This window comes from Candidatus Berkelbacteria bacterium (assembly GCA_016432625.1).
GTDB lineage: Bacteria > Patescibacteriota > UBA1384 > 2-12-FULL-50-11 > 2-12-FULL-50-11.
This window is the reverse complement of record CP066697.1, coordinates 191,055-211,677: the sequence shown is the minus strand read 5'-3', so window position 1 is coordinate 211,677 and position 20,623 is coordinate 191,055. Positions and strand designations below refer to the sequence as shown.

The following is a 20,623-nucleotide window of genomic DNA, read 5'->3' as shown; positions in this document are numbered from 1 at the left end:
TCGCTATCATACTGCTCAGGCGGCCAACGGCGGCTAAACAACACAAGACTAGGCCAACCGATAATTTATGTCTAAATTAGATATATGGAAGCCCCCAAGCCTCACTCTAATTTTGTCCGTTATTTATTTTTTCTTTGCGGGATCGTCGCCACACTCGCCTATCGTTCGATTGTTATCATCAGCGACCGAGAGTTAGTCCAACTAACCTGGTACATCGGTACGATCGGCTTTATTATCTACTTCTTGCACCGCTACCAGATTTCTCAAACCCGTGCGCGCTTGATTGTCGAGAATGACTTAGAGAAAAAGATCGAAAGCCTAGACCTAACAGAAACGGATAAGGGTAGTTTGCGTTATATCTTCGGCACCCTGCGCTCCACCAAAGAGAAGTGGAATTCCGTCGTGATTTTCGCCTCATCGTTTGTCGCCTTGTTGCTCGGCCTCTATCTGGACTTCTGGCGTTAGGCATTTGTATATTCCTCTAATAGCGAAGCTTAGCTGGGGGTTGACAGAAAAGTCATAACCGGTAAACTGGGTCTCGTCTCACCAAAAGGAGGCAGATTCGTATCCTTGCTGATACATTTCATTCGCTACAACTTCGACTAAAAAAACTTTCCAGACATTTAGAGCCAATATTGAACCGGCTTATTAACGGTGCCGACAACAGCCGGCTGTTTCTGAGGTCATATCTTGCCAGGCCACAAACCAAGCGCGTCCGAAAATTTATCCGCCGTTACTCGACACAGCTTAGCTTCGGCTCGTTTATTTTGGTCTTTCTAACCTTTTCAGTTGGGGAAGGCCAGGCCTACGACCCGAACTTTTACGCCTCTTCAATCATCGACGAGCAGATCGAGGCGCAAGCCGCTGGTTTTGTCGGCAAGCCGCAACTCTTTATCGGCCAAACCATTCTTACTGGTGAAGTTCAACAGCTTTACGCTTTTTCTTATACCGTAGAGAAGGGCGATAGCTTGATGGGCATCGCTGGTCGCTATAACACTACCGTTGCTCAGCTTATAGAGACCAACAACATTGCCGTGGCTGATATTGAGAAGATTAAGCCGGGCACCGAGATTCTTATTCCGTCCAGCGAGAAACCAGATTCAACCTCACTCGCATGGCTAGACGAATTGAACGCCATTAAGGAAAAGGAACGCGAAGCCGCGCGTCAGGCTGAGCTAGAAAAGCAGCGTCGCCTACAGCGCAACCAGCGAACTACAACCCCGCGAAGCGGGGGTACTAGAGTGGCAAGCTACGGCGATTACACTGTGGTTGGCAAATTTACCAATCTGCCAACTAACGGCGCTTTCCGTGGCCAATGCACCAACTGGGTCAAATACAAGCGTCCTGACTTGCCGGCAAAGATGGGCAATGGCGGCCAGTACCCTGCTTATGCCCGCTTAAACGGCATTCCTGTCAAATCCTCACCAGCTGTCGGAGACGTGGCTGTAACTTGGGAATCGCCCGTTGGACACGTCGCCTACGTTGAAGGATTCGACGCCCAATACGTCTATGTTTCAGAGATGAACTTCGCCGGTTGGGCCGTTGTTACCAAGCGCGCCATCCCACGCGGTAACGTTGTCGCCTACGTTGGCCGTAAGTAAAGAACCCAGCCTCTTGATTTGCGCTTAAAATTAGTCGAAAATTGTCAGGCATTCGTTGCACGGAGGCAAATATGCGACTATTCGTTCTTCCATTTATCGTCGTTGCAACCCTAGGTTGTGCCGACGCTTCGACATCGTTGTTCCCGATGAATCCTTCCGAGGACATTCGGGTTAACCTCACGCGGGTCATGATCGAGAAAACTCGCGCCGTTGGTCGGGAAACGCCTATTGGCACCCTAAAAGACGGCTACGACGCCGTCAAGAATATGGTGTATTTCGATCCCCAGCTCATCGAGACCGAGTTTGACCGTCTCCGAGAGGAACGGCGCGTCTACTTCATCAAGGACTTCGCCCAGGGATGGACTGAGCTCGAACGCAACCCCTCCCTCAAAGGCAAAACGATCAGCTACGAGCTCGTTATGGGTGACAAGAAGAATGACACTCAGGATCTCGTGATCGTCCGATTCCGCTATCCGGAGGGTGTCATTCCCGTAGGCTTAGAGCTGAAAGGCTTTGAGTGGCGGTTGCGCTGGAAGAAGCTTCCCGGCAAGCCCACAGATGAAATCTGGCGCTTAGAGAGCGTCGATAAGACCCCGATCATTGTCCCGGCCGGCACGGCCGGGACAATTGCGTTACAATAGGTTTATGAAGGGCTCCAAAGGTTTCCTGCGTAACTTCGTCTTCGGAGCCGAAGACGGCTTGGTTTCAACGGTCGGACTGCTTTCCGGCGTTAGCTTCGCAGGTCTTCCGTCGCGCGAAATTATTTTAAGCGGCGTAATTCTAATTATGGTCGAGGCTATCTCTATGGGAGCTGGAGTTTATATCTCCGAGGATTCCGAGAAAGAACTTGACCCGGCAGAAAAAGAGAACCAACTTAGCGATGCGATCGTTATGCTCTTTTCTTACGCCCTAATCGGTTTAATCCCACTATTACCCTATATAATTTTCGACAACACCATGATGGCTTTCTATTGGTCGATCGGCGCTAGTCTCTTCGCCCTGTTTTGCGTCGGCCTCTTTAAGGGTTATTTCGTGCATCACCACCCGCTGCGCGGCGCCATCAAAATCACCCTGATCGGTGCCGTTGTAATAGCGGTGGCGGTTTTTGTCGGCACACTCATTAAAATTTGATCCACCAAAATTGGCCTCGTTATCATTGATCTACGGTTAGCGTTCGGTTAAAATTAGCGCACGTTTCCCTCAGGAGGATCAGATGAAACATCTTTTCGCACTTCTTTTGCTTGCAACTGCGTGTCTGACAAGCGCCGACCAACTCGACGACTTCGTCGCCCGGGCCCAGAAGGACCCAGCCGAAGCCCTACTCATGGTAACGACCGACGGCCGGAACCAGGTGGGGTTGCAACAGGCGCTCAAGGACTTCAAAGCCTTTTGCACCGACGGCAACGTTACCCTCTATCGCTCCGATGCCGATGGTCTAACCAACTTCCGAGCCGTTAACGACGCCCAAAAGTTCGACAAAGCGGGCTTCGAGCTCAGCCTGAAAGTCTCGGCCGGCGGCAAGCTGCCGCTCGTCGCTGAGGCCTCGGGAAAGCTGCTCGATTCCCGGTTGGCGCTCGCGAAGTACTTCGTCGAGACAGCCCAATCGGGTAGCGACCCGACTGCGATCGTCAAGGGACCAGATCATCCGGCTTGGCCGGAATATCTAGCCGAACGAATTGAGTTTCTCAAGGAGCGAGGCAGCTTGAACGGCAACGAGGAGGGCATTAAGAACTTCGAGGCCTACGAGCTCACCAAACACGGTGTCAAGGTCAAGATGACCTCGCGCGATGCCAAAGGGCCACGCCCTGGCATGTCGTTCGGTCTAGACCTTCGCTTCGGCAAGGTCGATGGCAAGCTCCGGATCACGAGGCTTGACGTCGTTAACTGACGACCAGCTGAGTAAATACCAAAAGCCGCCAGCGTGAATAACGCCAGCGGCTTTTGTCGTTTTAAGTTTGTTTAGAACGACTTCTGGTAGAACGCCCCGAAGGTCAAACCGTGATTCCAGCCAACTGAGGCACGGAAGAGTGTTGTATTACTGCCATGTTCAATATTAAGCTTAAGCCCTTTGAACCTGTTGGAGCTATTGCCAGAAGCGAACCCAAAGTCAGCGTCACATTTCGTATAGGAGCCGCTATTACTGCCAACCCAGTTGTAAACATCTGCATGTAACTCTAAGTTACGTAGTCCTGAGGTCACGAACTCGGACCAGTTTGGCTCAACGTCAAGTTTCCATGGGTTATCGTTGTCAGGCACCTTAACGTGTCCTTCCGCATGTTTGTCCTTTTTACCATAAGCAAACTGCTCCATCGCTCGCTTGAACGCGTCCGGCGCAGCCTGCTGGGCGGCACGCCAACGTTCGTAATAAGGTAGCGTCGGGTCGGTCATAACTTCGGTAATCTCGCTAGAGAAAGTAGAGGCAAAACGATTCAAGTTAGATTGATTATTGAACCAGTCGGACGGATTTCGCAGAATCAACAACGTGCGGTCATAGCGGAATTTTACTTCATCCCAGGACTGCAGTATCAACTGCTTAGCCTTTTCTTCGAACTTGCGGCTTTCGCTCAGTTGGCTGCCACCGGACTGGGCAAGCGCTGCGTCAACGCCAAGTAGTGTGCTGAGCGGCTGAGTAATTTGATTTGCACCGCTACCGCCGCTGCCGAACGCTCCAATTGTGTGGCCCTCGAATGCGGTATCAAATGGTGGGTCAGGCTCACAAACCGGATCCTCCTCACACTCTTTCGGGACCGTTTGTGTAATTGCCGTACCCTCTTCAACAGGAATGGGCTCAGGACAAGGCTCAACGTTACCGCCCCCGCCGCCAGTACAATCGTCGTTATTGATTAAACCGTCGCCATTAACGTCAGTCTCGGCGATACAAGGCTCTTCGAGGGCAACCTGAGCGCGATAAAGGCTACTGTTGGCAATCACGGCAAATATCGTTGTCAACGACAAGAAAATAACCCCTCCGTATATAACCAGTTTGCGGGCGTTCACACTTCCCTCCATCTACACACTACAATCGGGGGAAATGCCGAGCTTGTCAAGTAGAAGTAGTACCCCCGGCAGGATTCGAACCTGCGACCTTGACGTTAGAACCGTCCCGCTCTAATCCACTGAGCTACGGGGGCAGAATACTATTGTTTCATTTTGCCGAAGTAGCGAAGGGGATTGAAGCGCTAGCGCGTAAAATCCACTGAGCTACGGGGGCGTAAAAACAGGGCAAGTATAGCATTAGGAGGTTAAATAGTCGACCGTTTGAGGATTGGTTCCTAATGAAGATGCCCTGGCCAGCGGCTCAGGACATCTTCTTCTTCGCTTCGCACCACTCTGCTCCGTAAAGCGGCGACAGCTCTCGCGAGGGACTTTGCCACCCGTGGTATCCCCACGAAGAATAAGTTACTTTAGTGTTATGAACAGCTACGACCGTAACAAGTTAACCGAAACGCTTGGTCACGTTTTAGGGGCCATCAGTAATCACAAAGCAGAACAGATGGAACAAAGTCGCGAGGCGTACCGCACTTTTAAGGCAAAAGCTAACTCCCATCGAACGCCAACGCAAAAGATCGCCGATTTCGTTACCACACGCTCAGGCACGTTCGCTTTCTTGACGATAAACGTCCTGTTCTTCACCTGCTGGGTACTTGTTAACAGTGGGGCGCTGCCGATCTTCCCAATCTTTGATCCATTCCCATTCGTGATGCTGACCACCATCGTCTCACTGGAAGCGATTATCCTGGCGATCTTTGTCTTAATGAGTCAATCGCGTGAGGCCGATATCGCCGACTTGCGTGAAGAAGTGGACTTCCAGGTGAATGTTCAAGCCGAGCATGAAATCACTAAGTGCTTGGAGATGCTGCAGGAAATCCAACAACATTTGGGGATTCAGAAGCCTGATAGTGAGCTGACCGAAATGACGGAGACTCTAAACGCTGAGCAAATCGAGGAGCGTGTCAAAAAAGAGGTTGAGTAATGCCTGTTAGTCGAGACGAAGCCTACAAGCTGCTTGTCAGCAAAGTACAGAGCGATAACCTGATTCGACATTGCCTGGCTGTTGAGGCTTCAATGAAGGGGCTTGCCAACTATTTCAACGAAGACGAGGAGTCTTGGGGCATTGCTGGCTTGCTTCATGACGCCGATTGGGAAGTTACTCGCGACACTCCGGAAATCCACGCCAAAAAAGTCGTCGAGTGGCTCGAAGATTTGGATCTTGGCGATGAGGGGATTAAGGGCGCTATCCTCGCTCATAACCACTTTCACAACGGCCACGAACCGCCCCAAAGCCTCATGGAGTGGGCGCTGTACTGCTGCGACGAGCTAACGGGACTAATTGTCGCCTGTGCGCTCGTTATGCCTGACAAAAAACTTGCTTCCGTTACCGCGGAAACAGTACTCAATAAGCTGCCGCAAAAATCATTTGCCGCCGGTGTTGACCGGGAGAAAATTGAGCTTTGCGAGGCGAAACTAGGCATTGCCTTAGATGAGTTCACCGGCATTGTGTTAGACGCCATGAAAGAAATCGCCGAAGAAATTAGCTTGTAAATTACCAGTAAAGAAAAAGCCGCCTCACGGCGGCTTTTTCTGTCTCCTAAATACCTAAAGTTAGGCGGTTGGAGCAGCTGGCGGCGCAGCTGGCGGGGTGCTCCCCGAGCGACCCTTGGTTGCAAAGTACCCAATAAAGGCACCGACGAGAGAAGCAATAACGTTGTAAACGTTAATACCCTCGCCCAACCAACCAAAGCCGAAGACGATCATCATTATGACAAAACCGATAATCATCGCGACCATAGCGTTCTTAACGACCATGGCGGCAATCCATGTAAGGATCAAACCACCAATCAGTCCACCTATGATATCTACCCACATCTATCCTCCTTTTCAGGATTATTACTACTCCTCAATATTAAAGCTAAGCTGCAAAATAACGCAAGGGCTTCAAAGCAAAATAGGGCTAGTACCATTGACTTAACAGGTTGAAAGTGGTAAGAAAGATCTTAACGGGCCTGTACTGGCTTCGACGGGAACGTTTACAGCGAGGACTGCAAGCGGACGCGCCTGCCTTAGAGCGCAAAACAAATACGTGCAAACGCATTTGAAACTGCAAAAGCTCGTGTTGCGAACTTGTTCGCGACTCCTTCTTTTGCAACAGCATTAGCCTAACGGCCAATGCCGTTTCGTCACCTGACTTCTACTAAGGTAACGAGGCGTCAAAAAGTAGAACCGGGATTGTGCGCACATCGGTACAACTCCTCAGAATAAGATGTTGCTCAGTCGGGTTTTTTGAAAGCTCTCAAGCCCAGCTGCTAAGACTTTAAACTTTCTACGCTTGTAGACGTCTTCGTTCGTAGGTTCTCGGACCCGGGTTCAACTCCCGGCAGGTCCACCAAGAAAAAGTCACCGCAGGGCGGCTTTTTCTTTACTTTCACAGGGTATAAGATGCTTTTGATGCTTCAGCTCAAAAGTATTAACCGCGACTATAAACTGGGCGAGACGATCCACGCCCTTGATGACCTTAATCTAACGATTCGGGACGGCGAGTTCATCGGCATTATCGGACCGAGCGGCTGCGGTAAATCGACACTATTAAACATTATCGGCTTGCTCGACGTACCTAATTCTGGCGAATACATCATCGACAGCAAAAGAGTTGACGACTTAAATAGTAAACAGCGCGCCAAGTATCGAAACGAGACCTTCGGTTTTGTTTTTCAGTCTTTTAATCTTTTGCCGCGAACTACGGCTTACGACAACGTCATGTTGCCGTTGAAATACCGCCACGGCGACTCCCGGGACCAGAAAGCGCGCGAGGTATTAGGAAACGTCGGCTTGCTCGATCGTGAGCATAGTCGGCCAAATCAGCTAAGTGGCGGCCAACAGCAGCGTGTTGCCATCGCCCGAGCGCTCGTCACGGCGCCAAAAGTTATCCTTGCCGATGAACCAACCGGGAACCTAGACACCAAGACCGGCCTGGAAATCATGGAACTTTTTAAACGAATTCATAAAACTGGCACCACGATCGTTATGGTGACGCACAATACCGAGCTGTTAAATTACGCCGACCGTGTCATTCAGATGAAGGACGGCCAGATTACTAAAGACGAGCGGAGGAGCAATGCTGCTTGACAGCTTACGGAGCGCCATCGGCTCACTCTGGGCCAATAAACTGCGTAGCTTCCTGACGGTGCTTGGCATCGTTATCGGCATCTACGCCGTGGTGACGTTGCTTTCGGCCGCCCGTGGCGTACAGAAACAAATTGCCGGCTTCGTTGAGGACTTTGGGCCACGGACGATCCTGATTATGCCGGGCGAACAAGCTGAAGAAGGGGCGCCGAGTATCTCTGGCATAACGGCACCGTCAACGATTTTCGTTGACGATGTGACGCACTTGCAAGACAAATCTAAATTACTTGATCCAGACATGGAGTACGCCGTCTTCTTTGGCGGACTCGTTAACCACAACGACAAGAAGCTGAACGGCCTGCCAGTTGGTATAACGCCTGGCGCGGAAGATTTATTCAGCGTCAAGATAGTCGGTGGCCGCAGTATCAACGACAACGACCTTACCAATAAGAACAGGGTAATCGTCTTAAGCGAGAAGTCAGCTGAACAAATAAGCGTTAAAGTTGGCGATAGCGTCAAAATTGGGGCGTCAACTTTTGAGGTTGTGGGCTTATTCAAAATTGACCAAGAATTGAATCTCACTTCTACGACCGGCGATATGTTTTTGGTTCCGGCGAGCGTCGCCACCGAGATTAATAAATCAGAAGCCGTTAACCGCATTGTCGTCAAAGCCAAAACGGTTGAAGACGTTGACCCGGCGATAGCGGAGGTTAAAAGCCTGCTTACCGCGAAACACGGTACGAGTGACTTTTCAGTCTTTAAGCCGACCGATCTGCTTTCGACGGTCAATCAAATTACCGACGTCATGGCTTATCTCGTGGTTGGAATTGCCTCTATCTCCCTGCTTGTCGGCGGAATAGGCATCTCCAATATCATGCTCGTCACTGTGACAGAGCGGACGCGAGAGATCGGTATTCGAAAGGCCGTTGGCGCTACCGAAAGTGCAATCTTGTTGCAATTTCTGATCGAAGCAATACTGTTGACCCTCTTTGGCTCTTTGATCGGCATTGGCTTAGCGCGTATCTCGACGCTACTAATCGCTAGATTCTCCCCGCTTAATCCCGTTATGAGCTGGCAAACAATCATGTTAGCCGTTGGAATGGGCGCTTTTGCTGGTATTGTCTTTGGCCTTTTCCCGGCAATTCGCGCCGCCCGTAAAAATCCCGTCGACGCTTTGCGGTTTGAGTAAAAACCTTTCCCTTGACGCTATGTAAAGTTTACTTTACATTAGGCGTATAAATGCCTCGATTCCGTTTATTACTACGCCAGTTACGCACCCAGCGAGATCTGAGCCAAGAAGAATTGGCTCGGGAATTAAACGTATCTCGCCAATCGATAATCTCGCTTGAACGTGGCGAGTATCTGCCTAGCGCGCCAGTTTTGATTTCACTGATGGAATTTTTCCGCTGTAATTTGCCGGATTTAATCGAAGGCATAAACATTGTTCAGCAAGCAACCGATAACGAAATTCAGGAAGGAGGTGAGCAGTCGAAGATGCAATTAGCACCATGGAGTCCGTTTCAGGCAATGGATCGAATGCAAGAAGAGATGAGCGAGATGGTCAACCGTAATTTTGGTCGTGGTGATTGGTCGCGAGCACTGGGCACCGTTGCCGGCGCCATGAATATTCATGAAACCGACAAAGAGTACGAAATCGAATTACAGGTTCCGGGTTACGCCGAAGACGATGTTCAGATCGAGATGACGGAAGATACACTAACTATCACTGGCACTAAAAAGCACGACGAAAATGAGAAAGAAGGCAAGAATGTTGTGCGTCGTGAGTGGCAACACAGTGAGTTCAGTCGTTCAATTCGATTTGCCACGCCGATCAAAGAAGACAAGGTTGAGGCCAAACTCGAAAACGGGACGCTTAAGATAGTGGCGCCGAAAGTGGAACCGGCTAAGCCGAAGACCACGAAGATTCAGGTGAAGAAGAAGTAGACTCGCTTTTCAAGCGAAGCAAAAGGCGCCGCTACGGCGCTTTTTTGTTTTGCAGAGGGGTACGGGTGCTACTTGCGAAGCGCTGCCCTACCCCTCTGCACTCCCCACCCAAGCACGCTCACTGTCGTGGACAAGGTGAAAAACGGGTGAATAACCTGCATAGTTAGATTCGCCCGTTTTTCGCTTGTTATTTAATAGTTACGGATTTGATGAGGTCGCCGATGGCGATTTTTTCAACGACGTCCATGCCGGCGGTGACTTGACCAAAGATCGTGTACTGGCTGTTTAAAAACTGCGCGTCCTTTTTGGTTATGAAGAATTGCGAGTCGTTCGAGATCTTTATCTCGTTGCCTCTGGCTACGCCCAAAGCGCCAACGCCGAACGGTTTGTCCGAAAGCTCGGTATCAATATTGCCGCCACCAGTGCCCCACAAGTCTTTTTGAGACTCATCACGGCTCAGCGGATCACCGCCCTGAATAACCCAATCTTCCACTCGGTGAAACTTCAAGCCATTAAAGAAACCGGCGTTAGCTTTTTGAATAAAGTTATCCACAGTCTTTGGCGCCACGTCAGGGTAAAGATCGAGCTCGATATTGCCCTTATCGGTTTCAATTATTGCTTTTTTTACGGCAGTATTATTGGTAGTTGTTGTCACAGCGCCTCCTTCATTTTGTTTTTTTGGAACCAACATAAACGCGCCGATGATAACCAGCGCGATCACAATAAGTAGCGTTAAACCTTTCATGTGCGCGGTAGTGGACTCGAACCACTGACCCTTTCCACGTCAAGGAAATGCTCTACCAGCTGAGCTAACCGCGCTACTCCTGTAATTCTACCTCAGCGGCCGGTGGCTGTGAAGCCTTCGACGGTACTTGGATGTCTCTAAGCTCGGCGATCTTGCTAATTAGATCAGTCTTCTCTTTTACCCTAATACGCGGCAGCTCCAGCAGGTTGGTTTCGGTTGTGGCGACGCCCTGTTCGGTTGTCACCGCAGCCGTTACTCCCAGGCCGCTAACTACGTCCAGGGTCTCGTAAGTATACTGCCCTGAGGGGTAAGAAAAGACGTTGTCGCGACCAGCTAGACTAGAGGAGATGTCGGCGACGGCCTTCTCATAAGTCATTTTCGAGAGGTTAGCGTGATTTGTGGAATGGCCGCCTATTTCCATACCGGCGTCCTGTAGCATGCTTATTTGCGCAGCACTCAAGTAACCAGGACGCCCAATGAAATTTTTGACGATAAAAAAGGTAGCAGTGTAGTTGAGTTCCTGCAGGATCGGTAACGCTGTAGTGAAGTGGTCCTCGTACCCGTCATCAAAAGTCAGGACGATCGGCTTAGAGCCAAAATTACCTTTGGCGAATTCCGATAGACTAATCGTCGAATAGCCGTCGCGCTTTAGGGCTTGCAGCTGAGCCCTAAACGCCGCCGGTGAAACAGATAGTTGGACGCCGAGCGGGTCCGTTTCGCTCTTATAATCCCGAATGTAGTGGTACATCAGGATGGGCACTTCCGCGCGACGGCGTGTTTCTGGCGTTTTTATAGGTATATCCGCCGCGACAACTTTACTATTAGGTTGCTCCGTCCCGGCGATCTTTCCGCCGTATGACACAAGAAATAAAACCACTCCTACCGCAGCGGCTAAAACGGCGATCGAAAAAAGTAGCAACCCCCTCATCAACTAATTATTACCAAGAAAGTCGGTTATTGGCGATCATCTTAGCATTGATAACTGGTGGCGTATTCAGTAAAATTGACCTGTTAGGCTTTCGTAAATTGGTCCCATCGTCTAGTGGCCTAGGACGCCGGGTTTTCATCCCGGAAATCACGGGTTCGACTCCCGTTGGGACCGCTAGGGAACACGGCGCGGAATTTCCGGGCCGTGTTTACTACCTGCTCGCGGTGTCGAACCCGCGGGTTCGGTAGCGACGGAGCGTTAGCGTAGGAGCTTTCCGAGCAGCTCAGCTGCGAGACTTCCCGTTGGGACCGCAGATTTTTCGCCCGTTAGTCGCAGCGATTGTCGCCAGGTTCACAGAAGGTACCGCTGACAGACCATTTGAGCGGGATCATCGTACCGAGATTCATGTGCTTCTTATCCATTCCCGACTGAAACCTGTGGAGAGTGAGCCAACTATAAGCACCGGTCGTGTAGGTACAGCGATCAGTATCGCCCCCACTCGCCTGACATGATGTAGTATTGCCGATGTTGCGAACACTGCCTGGGTCTAGATTGTGATGTCCGACCTCAGTTGTGACACCCACCGTTCTTATTTCCATGGCTGAGACTCCAAGGTTACTTACATTGAGATATCCGGTCAGCCAGTCGTTAGGACCTGCCAAGCCATCGATAATCAAGCGACCGTTTCGACATTCGCCATTGATGAAATCACCTGTGTATGTGAAAGCTCTCGGTAATGCGGGAGTGCTCCAGATTTCTTTGAATCTTGCTGAGCCTGGAAGCTCGCCTCTGACAGTCCACTTATGGACACCTATAGCCACTTCAGAATCGATGGGAGTACCAAGGGGGTCAAGCCGCCAAGTTGTGCACTCCGCCTGGTTATGTGCGTAATTCGGTTTCTTAAGTCGGGCGACGATTAGATCAGTGGCTTGCCAGTTGATTGTGTAGTCACTGGCTTGTGCTACGGCCGGCACGTCGCCGACTAAGATTGACCCCACCAAAAGGACTAGCACCGCCACCAAGACCCTCAAAATGCCTAATCTATTAGCCATGATTTTTAATCGCATCTAGTGTCTCCACCGTCGCAGATATCACCACTGATCGTCCACTTGAGAGGCATTAATATACCAACATTGATCGGCTTCCAGGCATGGGCGTCATCGATTTCGTGCGCAGCCGTCCAGCCATAGCCGCCAGTGGCATACAAACAGTTGTTCTGGCGTTGGCATGACGTCGTTTTGCCGATGTTGTCAGCCCGAGAAACGTCGACGTTAACCTTATTATTGATACCTTGCGAGATACCAACTGAGCGAAAAGCCATTACGCTCCGCGTATATGTTTCATTAGAAATGTAGCCCATCAGCCAATCAGTCATGCTGTTGTTGCCGGAGACAATTAGCTTAAGGTTTTGGCAGCTGCCATTCCAAGTGCCGCCGTAGGTGTAAGCATAAGGCAACTGCGGTGCCGACCAGACTTCTTTAAATTTTGTCGAGCCAGTGATACGCCCCTTGACGGTCCACTGATTAATACCGAAGGCGATTTCTGATCCGGCCGGGTCGCCGTAATTACCAAGAAGCGTGCCATTAACGCAATCGCCCTCGGAGTTACCAGTAATCGGGCGGTGCAACGTCCCAACGATTAGACTATTTGCGTCCCACTTGGTTGTGTAGTCGCTACTTTGAGCGCTCACTTGTTGCGAATTAACCAGAACTAAACCTAGTATCCCTAGCAATATGACGGACAGACTAGCAGCACGCTTCATTGGTTGGTTATCGCTCCTTTATTATCTTGCTTAAATTTTTGTCTGGTCTGCTCGGCAGAGCCGATGTAGCCAAGCCCTGGGATGAAGCTAGTTGAGAAACTATACGTGCCGTCGCCGATTCTAGCTCTCGAAAGTGCGGCGTCCCGCTCTGTAACCGAGGTCTTTGAGTCAAGATTTGGCTCCGCGTTACTTTGCCAATATGTTGAGATACCCAAAAGCAAAACTAGCACGCTCAAGGCCAAAACTGCGTTCGAAAACTTTTGCGGCGTCATATTAATCACAACGGTTATCCCCCACAGGACATAACGTACCCCTCACATCCCAGTGAGCAGGTATTAAGGTTCCGACATTCTCGTACTTACTTTCGGTAGCTTGGTCGATTTCGTGGAAAGTCGTCCAGGCATACGGACCGGTTGTAAAGACACAGCGGTTTGTTCGTTGGCAAGAAGTCGTTTTACTGATGTTCCGTACGTTACCATCAGGATAGTTACTAGTATTAGTCATCGCGTCGTTGACACCGATTGTCCGAAATTCCATCGCCGACATTCCTAGGCTTCTGTCCTGCATGAAGCCGATGATCCAGTCTTCCTGGTTCTGGTTACCCATAATCTTTAACTTTAAGCCAGGTGTACTGCAGTAACCGTTGAAAAACCAGTTCGTGTACCAGGTTCCCTCACCGTAAGTGATCCGAGCAGGGATCTGGGCCGTGGTCCAGATTTCTTTAAACCGAGAGCCGTCATCCATCTGACCTCTTACCTCCCAGCGGGACGGGCCGATGGCCACTTCCGAGTTAGCGGGCTCACCGTAAGGGCGAGTCACTGAGTTCACGGTTTCACACTTCTGTTTAGTTAACAGGTCAGGTTGAACCAAGCGAGCGATAAGTAGGTGGGTCGCTTCCCAATTGGCGCTGTATTGCCCACCAACTTGGGCCTGTACAGGTTTCTCCTTGGGAGCGGTCAAGAGTAGCACGACGCCAACCGACGCAAAAACCGCGGCAATAAGCAGATTGCGCCCGACAGTTAAAGCCAGTAACCGCCTGAGTTTCATTACTTCCATACTCCGTTAGCTACCTTCGGCTGTCAAGAAAATTTAGCGCGGCCAGGCAAAAATAATGAAAAGGGTGATAAAGAGTAGCGCTAGCAAGAAATTGATAAGGATTCCCGTTAAGGCGCCGATTAGACTGCCAGTTGCCGCCCTGATTGCTTCGCGGTGAGTGCGATTTCCGAGCTCCGCCACCAATACGCCGATAAACAAACCTATCAAGCCACCAAACGGCGGCAAGATAAGCACGCCGAGAATCATACAGATGAAACCAATTACCAAGGCACGGGCTGAGGCGCCGGAGTATTTGGCGCCCAAGACCCCGGCAAGATAATCAACAGCGATTGAAACCAGGGCAATTGTCAGCAAGATTACAAGCTCACTAGCAGTCAATGCTGCGAACTTATTAATAAAACCAAAAACTAACGCCACTAAGAACATCAGCGGTATCCCAGGAACAACCGGAATGAAAATACCTACCACAGCCGGCAACATCAGCACCACCGAACTGAAAATCCACAATAGATCGCTCATTAGAAGCATTGTACCAGCGTTTGTTTGCGCTCCGGGCAATTCTGCGGCACACTTGCTTTATGCGTTCAACATTGCGACGGGGCTTCACTTTAGTCGAGGTGCTAACGGTTGTTTCAATAATCGGGATCCTGGTGACCATTACTACCTACATGTACAACTCGTCGTTAGTGCGCTCACGCGATTATCAACGAATCACCGACCTCCAACTTATAAAGAACGGTCTAGAGCAGTACTACCTCGAGAATAGACACTATCCGCCGATAACCGCCAATCCCCGTGGATTATTTATCGCCCGCTGGCAGCTTGAGAAAATTGGCGGTTCTGGCTGTCCGCCGTACGGCGACAAAGAATTCCTCGCGCCAGTCTACGTCACCACTATTCCTCAGGATCCCGTCTACCAGCTCCACGTCGGCGAACAGTGTTATGACGCCAACTTCGGGCAATTCATCTACACTGCCGTCAGCGAAGGCGTGTCACAAACGCCGAAAGGTTTCTACCTTATGGGTCGGCTTGAGCGATCGGTCAACATGAGCGATAGCGCGCCCGATCCCGCAACCGACCTGAAGCCATATAGCACCGAATTCCAGACCGGCGGTAGCTTAGGGTTCAAGCTCTGCGACAAAGACGACTTCGTGCAAAGCTGCAGCCACAATTTCTACCTCAAGAACAACTAGCTCTCGCTAATCCTGACGACGCCGCTGGGGATAATTGCACTGCGCATATACCTCGCGAAGGTTAAGGACTGCTCTTTTGTAACACTCCGCTCGGTATTGCGGCTTTTTTCGTGACGTTGAAAACGGTAAAGGGTTTATTTATTAACATCCGGGTCTGTGAGTCTATCGCCGGCAAGGCAGAAAACAAAATTCCGGAGATCGGCATGGCAATCGGTGCAAAAACCCACTCGCGAGCCAGCATAAGCCAGTACATGCCGCGACTACCTGGGCGTGGCGGTACCAAGCTTGAGGCGATTGTCATGTTGGCAATCATGCCGATCCAAGCCGCGGCCAGAACCGCGCGATAGACGGCGGGGAAATTATAGCCAATAACCGTCGTACGAAACTCGGAAACCGCCAGCAACGGCAACCATCCGATCAACAGAATAAAGGACTGAGTCGCCAGAGAGTAATGGGCCTCAACCAGTCGTCCTAGTTGCAGCCATTTGTAGAAAAAGGGGATATTGCTGTTACGAAACGACATATGAAATACGTAAGGGATGTCTGAAGCGCCCCAATACCACCTACGGCGCTGCAGGTACTGTTCGCGAAATGTATCGTACATATTTTCCCCCTGCACAGCGTCTTGATAGACCGGGACAAAGATCGGCACAATCCGGTGATTACCGTTAAAGCGGAAGAATGACCGCCAATACTGATGGCCGTCTTCGACCACAGTAGTAACTGACCAGAAGTCAGTTTCGACCAAAGCCTTAAAGCTCTGGGCGTGAGCGGAAAAATTACGGGCATGGTGCGGCCTAAGCGCCTGAATCATTTGCCAGAAGGTGGAGCTCAGAGCCGTAATTTTGACCGGCAATGGCACTTGCCAAATATTATTGAAGAACATCGGCAACGGTTGGAACGTTTTATGATGCGGGTCGTCCGAACTCAAAAATGCCCAAGCGACATTCGCGAAATATTGTGGGTCGACGCGGTTATCCGCATCTAAGGTGGTGGTAATAATTTTTTCATAAGGAATTTTCTTGTCGTCAATCCATTCCTTTATCTGACGTGCCGCCCAGGTAATATTCGGCCCTTTGCCGCGAACTTCACCCGGGATATCAGTCGGATGGTGCGTAACCATAAACTTCGCAAATTGGTGTTCGTATTCACGAGTTAGAATCGGCGCGTACTGCGGCGCAAGCTCTTTGTCACGTTCCTCAAAAGCCAAAACCACGATCATTTTTCGGTGCGAGTAATGACTGCGCCGGATTGAGTCTAAAGTGTGGCGTAAGATCGAGATATCCTCTTTGTAAGAGGGTACGATTGCCAAGTGATATAGCTCCTCCTCGCGAAGCGGAAATTCGGTTTTGAGGCGTTGCTGCCAATCAATGGCAATTTCGCGACGGTAGCGGACAAAGCCGGCAATTAGAAAGCCTGTCATGATAAAAATTCGAATCAACCAGTAGATCGAGTAAATCATCACGATCGTCGCAACTATATACGGCTCGCTAAAAGAGAAGAGCAGTAGCAGAATGATCGTTGACCAGGTCATGAAGCCAGGAATTACCTCCCACAACCGAACGTGGAAAGGCTTCATACCCCAGCGCTCAAATAATTGAAGCCGTAGTAAAGCGCGACGACCAATTCTAAGGCGAAAAGGAAGACTAGCATTGTCTTGCCAAGGGCTTGATAGTCGCGAAAAATAAGGAAGAAAACGATACTATCAACAACATAAAGGCTCAAGAAATAACGCATAACCGTCTGATTCTCTGGCATAACGAATAGCGCCCAAAAGTAGACAGCCACCGTCATGGCCGTCACCATTGCCCATCTAACAGTTAGGCGATGTTCTTCGGATAGCGATCGCCACCGATCGTAGCCTGATTTAGCGATCGAGAGATTCAAGTACTGCATCAATTGAGATTTTAGCAACACCGACTACCTTATCGCCACCCCCATAGTACAAATTCAGCATGCCCCGACGCTCAGTTACACCAGTTACGAACACAACATTATTTACATAGCCTTTCTTCTCCCAGGGCTCTTCTGGGCTCATGAGCGGCGTTTTAGTTCGCTTCAGGATAAAGGCGGGGTTTTGACGATCAAGGAGGGCGACACCGATATGGTAGACCGATTTCTCGTCAACCCCGTGATAAAACATCAGCCAGCCGTGCTCAGTTTCGAGCGGTGGGCAGGCAACCCCAACCTTGGCCGCTTCCCACTCCGTTTCCGGCTGCATCAGTTGATAGCCACCGCCAAACTGTTTCAAGTTTGTCGAAACTGAGACGTAGATGGCCAGCGATATTCGATGAATTAACCAATAGTTATTTTGAATTTTGCGGCTAAAGAGCGCTGGGTTTTTGGTGTCTAAATTAGGAATGAGAACGCCGAGCTTCTCGAAGGTCCGGAAGTCGCGGGTTCGGTATCCGCAAACTCTCACTCGCCAAGGTACCCCAGGGGTATTCAAAGAGTGCGCGCTCATCCCTTTATAGTCCGCCGGGTAGACGGAGGCGGCGATGTAGGTGATGTAATAATCCTTGTCGATTTTGGTAATTCGTGGGTCTTCAACACCAAGACGCTCGTACGGATTATGCTCATCCGCTTCGAGCATTGGTTGATCAAATCGTTCAAAATGCTCGCCGTCCTCTGAGATTGCTAGGCCAAGACGCGACAAATTATCGCGGCCAAAAGCGCGATAAAGCATATAGGTGCGACCATTATATTCAGCGACCCCCGGATTAAACACGCCCTGAGCTTCCCACCAAAGATCGCGAGGTTCGAGGATTATTTTTCGCTTCAGCATCAAACGTATTGTTACAGGGACGTTTCTTTAATACAAAACTTGGAGGGTAAGAGTCGAGCCCGGCACTAGGCCGGGCTCTTTGCGGTTTTCACTACAACAGGCCGTTTCTGCTCCGTCGCTCCGATAGTCGGAGCGACTTTGCGGCGTTCGGATAGCCAGGACGGATCGACTTCTTGGAAGAAGCAGACCCTGTCTCGTCCTGTTTCCTTGGCGAAGTAGAGGGCGTCGTCGGCCTCCTTGATCCGCTGCTGCAGATCGGTTTCACCGCTCTCGAAAAGCGTAACGCCAATCGAGACGGTGATGCCAAGTGCTTTGCCCTTGTGCTTGATGCGAGCGATCCTGCGCTGAAGCAGTTTGGTCGTCTGTTCCACGACCTTCTTCGCTTCAGCAAATTCGCCAGGTATCTCGCGCATTCGCACGACCTCCTCATCGCCACCGTAGGTGTACGACATGTCGATCTGGCGGAACTGTTCCCTGGTGGCATGACCCACCTCGCGGATGACGAAATCACCTATTTCGTGGCCAAGGCTGCTATTGAAGTCGCCAAAGTTGTCGACATCAATGAACACTATGGCTTCGTAGGTGCCGTTCTCGACCGAAGGCATCCGGTCTAAGTCAGTCTCGAAGGCCAACCTGTTACGTAGGCCGCTCAAGGGGTGGATCGTGGCTTGGTGGATTAGCTCCCCTCGTTCAACCGAGAGGCAAACCATCACTTCGCCGGTTCCGAGCCTAGGCGTGCAGGTCCAGACGGCACGTTTGCCGTCGAATAACCCAAAGATTTCCTTGGGCTGTCCAGTCTCGAGGCACTCGATAACCATACCGAGGTCCTCATTAGGCAGGAGCGGTTTGTAGCTGCCGCCGAGCCGTTGACGAGTCAGTTGAGTGGCCGGGTTCTCTGATCCCCTTAAGACGCCACCCCTGTTAACGAAAAAGTACATGTCGGCCGTGTTGGCGAACATGTGGAGGGCGTAGCGCCCCTTGCCCGGGTCATGCGTCAGGTATTCCCAGGCAAAGAGGAGGTATTCCTTTAGAGATCGGAGAAACTTCAATCTTTTCTACTCCTTTCGGATCCATTCAGTGATGAGATTTGCGCCATTGCCCCGTAAAAGAGCTTTGGACGCCCCAAATCTTACACACTTTAGGTCGCTAAATCAAGCCGCCAAGCCCTTCTTTTGTTAGGTTTGGAGACGCACGAAAACCTCGTTCTGGACCATATTCATCGATTTTCAGGCACCTTTGGGAGTTGCTGTAACACCAGCTATGAGGAGACGGATTTACCGGTATTTACTATCAACATTTTCTTGTCACGCGGCAGGGAGTCTTTCATCTGCAACATTAGCGCTAGTCCAGCGATCCCTGAGTACTCACACCTCACGTTATTAGCATCAGCTAGTTGCATTGCTTCATCGAAGTACTTCTCCTCCACCGGAAAGACATCAGAATCGGGACCGCAGTAACCGGCTTGGCGATAAAACCGGATCCACTGCTCGTCGTAGTGTACGAACGGCAAGTGCGGCGAATATAGCTTGTCGGCTTTGGTATTGCGGTTGTTTGATGTAGCGCCAAAAAAGTTGCACTGTCGCAAAATCCGAACATCGCCTTTGAAACGCGGATCGTGTGTGTCGGCCGTCGCCTCCCGCTTATTTATATTGAGTATGTTCTCGTAAAGATTCCCAGTCCCGAAAGGGATAAAGCAATATTCCGGTGAATTATTAAGAACCTCATAACTTAACCAGTCATAAAATCTTGTTGTCGGATCAAGCGCTTCGCTTGAAGTAATATCGAAACCGCTAGGATTGTTCGTTAGCTTCAGAATCTCCCTAGTACTAAATGGCCGCCTGGATAAATCGGTTAGATAAAGTTCGCATCCTAAATGGTGCAGAAAAGCCAGTATGGTTTTTGATGTCGTCTTGTCGGCTAAGACCTTGAGGTTCGGTAGTTTATATTTACGTAACTGGGTCTGGATAGAAACTGCTGCTCCACCCGAGGAGATAATGGACAGCGTCGGCAGTCCGCCGGAGACTTGGCCGCTCTCTTTTGCTACTAAAAAGTCACGGTAGGTGACGATGATCTCCCAGGCCATCCGGTCTTTGTGGGTGCCAGTTGGGTTATGCGACTCATCTTTAAGCCAAACATTACTAAAACCTGGGATTTCGATTTTGTATGTCGGCGTTGCTGGAAACTTCGGATCATCGGCAGGAAACTCCGGCTTTGCGGGGTCGTTGTCTGAGGCAACAATAATCGAATCTAATATTCTTTCCTCGAGAACCGTCAGAGGCATTTTGCACATTCTAACCTAACTCGTCCGTGCCTGGGAGAGGACCGCTCGCACTAACGTGCTTGGCACTTCACCGCCTTCGGCGGTTCGTAGTGAACCTTGGGTTCAGTGCCGGGAAGAGGACTTGAACCTCCATGGGATTGCTCCCGCTAGCTCCTAAAGCTAGTGCGTCTACCATTTCGCCATCCCGGCTGCCTAATTAACTGGTTAA

General features: G+C 50.4%; 25 protein-coding genes, 4 tRNA genes and 1 other RNA gene. 13 read left to right on the top strand and 17 right to left on the bottom strand.

What is annotated here, in order from left to right:
* The first annotated feature begins 84 nt into the window (after window positions 1-84).
* The 5 genes from HY845_01235 (at window position 85) to HY845_01215 (ending at window position 3,489) form a co-directional block, all read left to right on the top strand.
* Window positions 85-465 carry a hypothetical protein gene (locus HY845_01235; GenBank protein QQG51946.1) on the top strand — a complete coding sequence of 127 codons (381 nt, stop codon included), beginning with the start codon at window positions 85-87 and terminating at the stop codon, window positions 463-465.
* A gap of 170 nt (window positions 466-635) precedes the next feature.
* Window positions 636-1,601, top strand: coding sequence for a LysM peptidoglycan-binding domain-containing protein (locus HY845_01230; GenBank protein ID QQG51945.1), 966 nt, complete (start codon window positions 636-638; stop codon window positions 1,599-1,601).
* 71 nt (window positions 1,602-1,672) lie between these two features.
* Window positions 1,673-2,242: a hypothetical protein gene (locus HY845_01225; GenBank protein ID QQG51944.1), complete on the top strand. Its 570-nt coding sequence runs from the start codon at window positions 1,673-1,675 to the stop codon at window positions 2,240-2,242.
* Between the two features lie 4 nt (window positions 2,243-2,246).
* A complete protein-coding gene (locus HY845_01220; protein QQG51943.1) occupies window positions 2,247-2,732 on the top strand; it encodes a VIT1/CCC1 transporter family protein in 486 nt (161 codons plus the stop codon).
* Between the two features lie 82 nt (window positions 2,733-2,814).
* Entirely contained in the window at window positions 2,815-3,489 is a 675-nt protein-coding gene (locus HY845_01215) for a hypothetical protein (protein QQG51942.1), read from the top strand.
* 71 nt (window positions 3,490-3,560) lie between these two features.
* Here the strand turns inward: HY845_01215 and HY845_01210 are convergent, their stop codons facing one another.
* Both HY845_01210 and HY845_01205 read right to left on the bottom strand, forming a co-directional pair.
* Window positions 3,561-4,610 carry a hypothetical protein gene (locus HY845_01210; GenBank protein QQG51941.1) on the bottom strand — a complete coding sequence of 350 codons (1,050 nt, stop codon included), beginning with the start codon at window positions 4,608-4,610 and terminating at the stop codon, window positions 3,561-3,563.
* Window positions 4,611-4,658: 48 nt separating this feature from the next.
* Window positions 4,659-4,732 (bottom strand) — tRNA-Arg (locus HY845_01205).
* 281 nt (window positions 4,733-5,013) lie between these two features.
* Here HY845_01205 and HY845_01200 point away from each other — a divergent pair.
* Both HY845_01200 and HY845_01195 read left to right on the top strand, forming a co-directional pair.
* The gene (locus HY845_01200) at window positions 5,014-5,574 is read left to right on the top strand and encodes a DUF1003 domain-containing protein (protein QQG51940.1); all 561 of its coding nucleotides are present in this window, start codon (window positions 5,014-5,016) and stop codon (window positions 5,572-5,574) included.
* Window positions 5,574-6,143 carry an HD domain-containing protein gene (locus HY845_01195; GenBank protein ID QQG51939.1) on the top strand — a complete coding sequence of 190 codons (570 nt, stop codon included), beginning with the start codon at window positions 5,574-5,576 and terminating at the stop codon, window positions 6,141-6,143. The genes HY845_01200 and HY845_01195 overlap by 1 nt, the downstream gene beginning before the upstream one ends.
* Window positions 6,144-6,203: 60 nt before the next feature.
* Here HY845_01195 and HY845_01190 read toward each other — a convergent pair whose 3' ends face one another.
* Window positions 6,204-6,467, bottom strand: coding sequence for a hypothetical protein (locus HY845_01190; GenBank protein ID QQG51938.1), 264 nt, complete (start codon window positions 6,465-6,467; stop codon window positions 6,204-6,206).
* 133 nt (window positions 6,468-6,600) lie between these two features.
* Between HY845_01190 and ssrA the strand changes: the two genes are divergently transcribed.
* The 4 genes from ssrA (at window position 6,601) to HY845_01170 (ending at window position 9,665) form a co-directional block, all read left to right on the top strand.
* Window positions 6,601-6,987, top strand: a transfer-messenger RNA (tmRNA) gene (gene ssrA, locus HY845_01185).
* 59 nt (window positions 6,988-7,046) lie between these two features.
* On the top strand, window positions 7,047-7,724 hold the full coding sequence (locus HY845_01180; GenBank protein QQG51937.1) for an ABC transporter ATP-binding protein: 678 nt from the start codon (window positions 7,047-7,049) through the stop codon (window positions 7,722-7,724).
* Window positions 7,714-8,910 carry an ABC transporter permease gene (locus HY845_01175; GenBank protein ID QQG51936.1) on the top strand — a complete coding sequence of 399 codons (1,197 nt, stop codon included), beginning with the start codon at window positions 7,714-7,716 and terminating at the stop codon, window positions 8,908-8,910. Before HY845_01180 ends, HY845_01175 begins: the two co-directional genes overlap by 11 nt.
* 50 nt (window positions 8,911-8,960) lie before the next feature.
* Window positions 8,961-9,665 (top strand): Hsp20 family protein, encoded by a 705-nt coding sequence (locus HY845_01170; GenBank protein ID QQG51935.1) that lies wholly within the window; start codon window positions 8,961-8,963, stop codon window positions 9,663-9,665.
* A gap of 187 nt (window positions 9,666-9,852) precedes the next feature.
* Here the strand turns inward: HY845_01170 and HY845_01165 are convergent, their stop codons facing one another.
* The 3 genes from HY845_01165 to HY845_01155 all read right to left on the bottom strand — a co-directional run bounded on the left by HY845_01165 (window position 9,853) and on the right by HY845_01155 (window position 11,338).
* Window positions 9,853-10,356, bottom strand: a complete 504-nt coding sequence (locus HY845_01165; GenBank protein ID QQG52147.1) for a peptidylprolyl isomerase — start codon at window positions 10,354-10,356, stop codon at window positions 9,853-9,855.
* 55 nt (window positions 10,357-10,411) lie between these two features.
* A tRNA-Val gene (locus HY845_01160) sits at window positions 10,412-10,484 on the bottom strand.
* Window positions 10,484-11,338 (bottom strand): polysaccharide deacetylase family protein, encoded by an 855-nt coding sequence (locus HY845_01155; GenBank protein ID QQG51934.1) that lies wholly within the window; start codon window positions 11,336-11,338, stop codon window positions 10,484-10,486. Before HY845_01155 ends, HY845_01160 begins: the two co-directional genes overlap by 1 nt.
* Before the next feature lie 100 nt (window positions 11,339-11,438).
* Between HY845_01155 and HY845_01150 the strand changes: the two genes are divergently transcribed.
* Window positions 11,439-11,512, top strand: a tRNA-Glu gene (locus tag HY845_01150).
* A gap of 152 nt (window positions 11,513-11,664) precedes the next feature.
* On the opposite strand, the gene HY845_01145 is transcribed toward HY845_01150, so the two are convergent.
* From HY845_01145 to HY845_01125, 5 genes are read right to left on the bottom strand one after another with little or no spacing between them, the layout of a single operon-like run.
* Window positions 11,665-12,405, bottom strand: coding sequence for a hypothetical protein (locus tag HY845_01145; protein ID QQG51933.1), 741 nt, complete (start codon window positions 12,403-12,405; stop codon window positions 11,665-11,667).
* On the bottom strand, window positions 12,396-13,100 hold the full coding sequence (locus HY845_01140; protein ID QQG51932.1) for a hypothetical protein: 705 nt from the start codon (window positions 13,098-13,100) through the stop codon (window positions 12,396-12,398). Before HY845_01140 ends, HY845_01145 begins: the two co-directional genes overlap by 10 nt.
* Window positions 13,097-13,372, bottom strand: a complete 276-nt coding sequence (locus HY845_01135; GenBank protein ID QQG51931.1) for a hypothetical protein — start codon at window positions 13,370-13,372, stop codon at window positions 13,097-13,099. Before HY845_01135 ends, HY845_01140 begins: the two co-directional genes overlap by 4 nt.
* Before the next feature lies 1 nt (window position 13,373).
* A complete protein-coding gene (locus HY845_01130) occupies window positions 13,374-14,156 on the bottom strand; it encodes a hypothetical protein (protein ID QQG51930.1) in 783 nt (260 codons plus the stop codon).
* Window positions 14,157-14,189: 33 nt separating this feature from the next.
* The gene (locus HY845_01125; GenBank protein ID QQG51929.1) at window positions 14,190-14,675 is read right to left on the bottom strand and encodes a DUF456 domain-containing protein; all 486 of its coding nucleotides are present in this window, start codon (window positions 14,673-14,675) and stop codon (window positions 14,190-14,192) included.
* A 59-nt stretch (window positions 14,676-14,734) separates the two neighbouring features.
* Between HY845_01125 and HY845_01120 the strand changes: the two genes are divergently transcribed.
* Window positions 14,735-15,349 (top strand): prepilin-type N-terminal cleavage/methylation domain-containing protein, encoded by a 615-nt coding sequence (locus tag HY845_01120; protein QQG51928.1) that lies wholly within the window; start codon window positions 14,735-14,737, stop codon window positions 15,347-15,349.
* A gap of 61 nt (window positions 15,350-15,410) precedes the next feature.
* Here the strand turns inward: HY845_01120 and HY845_01115 are convergent, their stop codons facing one another.
* The 6 genes from HY845_01115 to HY845_01090 form a co-directional block, all read right to left on the bottom strand.
* Window positions 15,411-16,928 carry a glycosyltransferase family 2 protein gene (locus HY845_01115; GenBank protein QQG51927.1) on the bottom strand — a complete coding sequence of 506 codons (1,518 nt, stop codon included), beginning with the start codon at window positions 16,926-16,928 and terminating at the stop codon, window positions 15,411-15,413.
* Window positions 16,925-17,245, bottom strand: a complete 321-nt coding sequence (locus HY845_01110; protein QQG51926.1) for a hypothetical protein — start codon at window positions 17,243-17,245, stop codon at window positions 16,925-16,927. The genes HY845_01115 and HY845_01110 overlap by 4 nt, the downstream gene beginning before the upstream one ends.
* Window positions 17,217-18,134 (bottom strand): glycosidase, encoded by a 918-nt coding sequence (locus tag HY845_01105; protein ID QQG51925.1) that lies wholly within the window; start codon window positions 18,132-18,134, stop codon window positions 17,217-17,219. Before HY845_01105 ends, HY845_01110 begins: the two co-directional genes overlap by 29 nt.
* A 65-nt stretch (window positions 18,135-18,199) precedes the next feature.
* A complete protein-coding gene (locus HY845_01100) occupies window positions 18,200-19,183 on the bottom strand; it encodes a GGDEF domain-containing protein (GenBank protein QQG51924.1) in 984 nt (327 codons plus the stop codon).
* Between the two features lie 209 nt (window positions 19,184-19,392).
* Window positions 19,393-20,415: a PLP-dependent lyase/thiolase gene (locus tag HY845_01095; protein ID QQG51923.1), complete on the bottom strand. Its 1,023-nt coding sequence runs from the start codon at window positions 20,413-20,415 to the stop codon at window positions 19,393-19,395.
* A 106-nt stretch (window positions 20,416-20,521) separates the two neighbouring features.
* Window positions 20,522-20,604, bottom strand: a tRNA-Leu gene (locus HY845_01090).
* Window positions 20,605-20,623 lie beyond the last annotated feature (19 nt).

Excerpts from the sequence above, each read along its gene's own strand:
- HY845_01235 (QQG51946.1), top strand. The coding sequence starts at position 85 with ATGGAAGCCCCCAAGCCTCACTCTAATTTTGTCCGTTATTTATTTTTT.
- HY845_01200 (QQG51940.1), top strand. The coding sequence starts at position 5,014 with ATGAACAGCTACGACCGTAACAAGTTAACCGAAACGCTTGGTCACGTT.
- HY845_01110 (QQG51926.1), bottom strand. The coding sequence starts at position 17,245 with ATGCAGTACTTGAATCTCTCGATCGCTAAATCAGGCTACGATCGGTGG.
- HY845_01125 (QQG51929.1), bottom strand. The coding sequence starts at position 14,675 with ATGAGCGATCTATTGTGGATTTTCAGTTCGGTGGTGCTGATGTTGCCG.
- HY845_01195 (QQG51939.1), top strand. The coding sequence starts at position 5,574 with ATGCCTGTTAGTCGAGACGAAGCCTACAAGCTGCTTGTCAGCAAAGTA.
- HY845_01175 (QQG51936.1), top strand. The coding sequence starts at position 7,714 with ATGCTGCTTGACAGCTTACGGAGCGCCATCGGCTCACTCTGGGCCAAT.
- HY845_01130 (QQG51930.1), bottom strand. The coding sequence starts at position 14,156 with ATGGAAGTAATGAAACTCAGGCGGTTACTGGCTTTAACTGTCGGGCGC.
- HY845_01220 (QQG51943.1), top strand. The coding sequence starts at position 2,247 with ATGAAGGGCTCCAAAGGTTTCCTGCGTAACTTCGTCTTCGGAGCCGAA.
- HY845_01115 (QQG51927.1), bottom strand. The coding sequence starts at position 16,928 with ATGAAGCCTTTCCACGTTCGGTTGTGGGAGGTAATTCCTGGCTTCATG.
- HY845_01190 (QQG51938.1), bottom strand. The coding sequence starts at position 6,467 with ATGTGGGTAGATATCATAGGTGGACTGATTGGTGGTTTGATCCTTACA.
- HY845_01225 (QQG51944.1), top strand. The coding sequence starts at position 1,673 with ATGCGACTATTCGTTCTTCCATTTATCGTCGTTGCAACCCTAGGTTGT.
- HY845_01135 (QQG51931.1), bottom strand. The coding sequence starts at position 13,372 with ATGACGCCGCAAAAGTTTTCGAACGCAGTTTTGGCCTTGAGCGTGCTA.
- HY845_01165 (QQG52147.1), bottom strand. The coding sequence starts at position 10,356 with ATGTTGGTTCCAAAAAAACAAAATGAAGGAGGCGCTGTGACAACAACT.
- HY845_01210 (QQG51941.1), bottom strand. The coding sequence starts at position 4,610 with ATGGAGGGAAGTGTGAACGCCCGCAAACTGGTTATATACGGAGGGGTT.
- HY845_01180 (QQG51937.1), top strand. The coding sequence starts at position 7,047 with ATGCTTCAGCTCAAAAGTATTAACCGCGACTATAAACTGGGCGAGACG.
- HY845_01095 (QQG51923.1), bottom strand. The coding sequence starts at position 20,415 with ATGCCTCTGACGGTTCTCGAGGAAAGAATATTAGATTCGATTATTGTT.
- HY845_01140 (QQG51932.1), bottom strand. The coding sequence starts at position 13,100 with ATGAAGCGTGCTGCTAGTCTGTCCGTCATATTGCTAGGGATACTAGGT.
- HY845_01120 (QQG51928.1), top strand. The coding sequence starts at position 14,735 with ATGCGTTCAACATTGCGACGGGGCTTCACTTTAGTCGAGGTGCTAACG.
- HY845_01105 (QQG51925.1), bottom strand. The coding sequence starts at position 18,134 with ATGCTGAAGCGAAAAATAATCCTCGAACCTCGCGATCTTTGGTGGGAA.
- HY845_01170 (QQG51935.1), top strand. The coding sequence starts at position 8,961 with ATGCCTCGATTCCGTTTATTACTACGCCAGTTACGCACCCAGCGAGAT.
- HY845_01215 (QQG51942.1), top strand. The coding sequence starts at position 2,815 with ATGAAACATCTTTTCGCACTTCTTTTGCTTGCAACTGCGTGTCTGACA.
- HY845_01155 (QQG51934.1), bottom strand. The coding sequence starts at position 11,338 with ATGAGGGGGTTGCTACTTTTTTCGATCGCCGTTTTAGCCGCTGCGGTA.
- HY845_01145 (QQG51933.1), bottom strand. The coding sequence starts at position 12,405 with ATGCGATTAAAAATCATGGCTAATAGATTAGGCATTTTGAGGGTCTTG.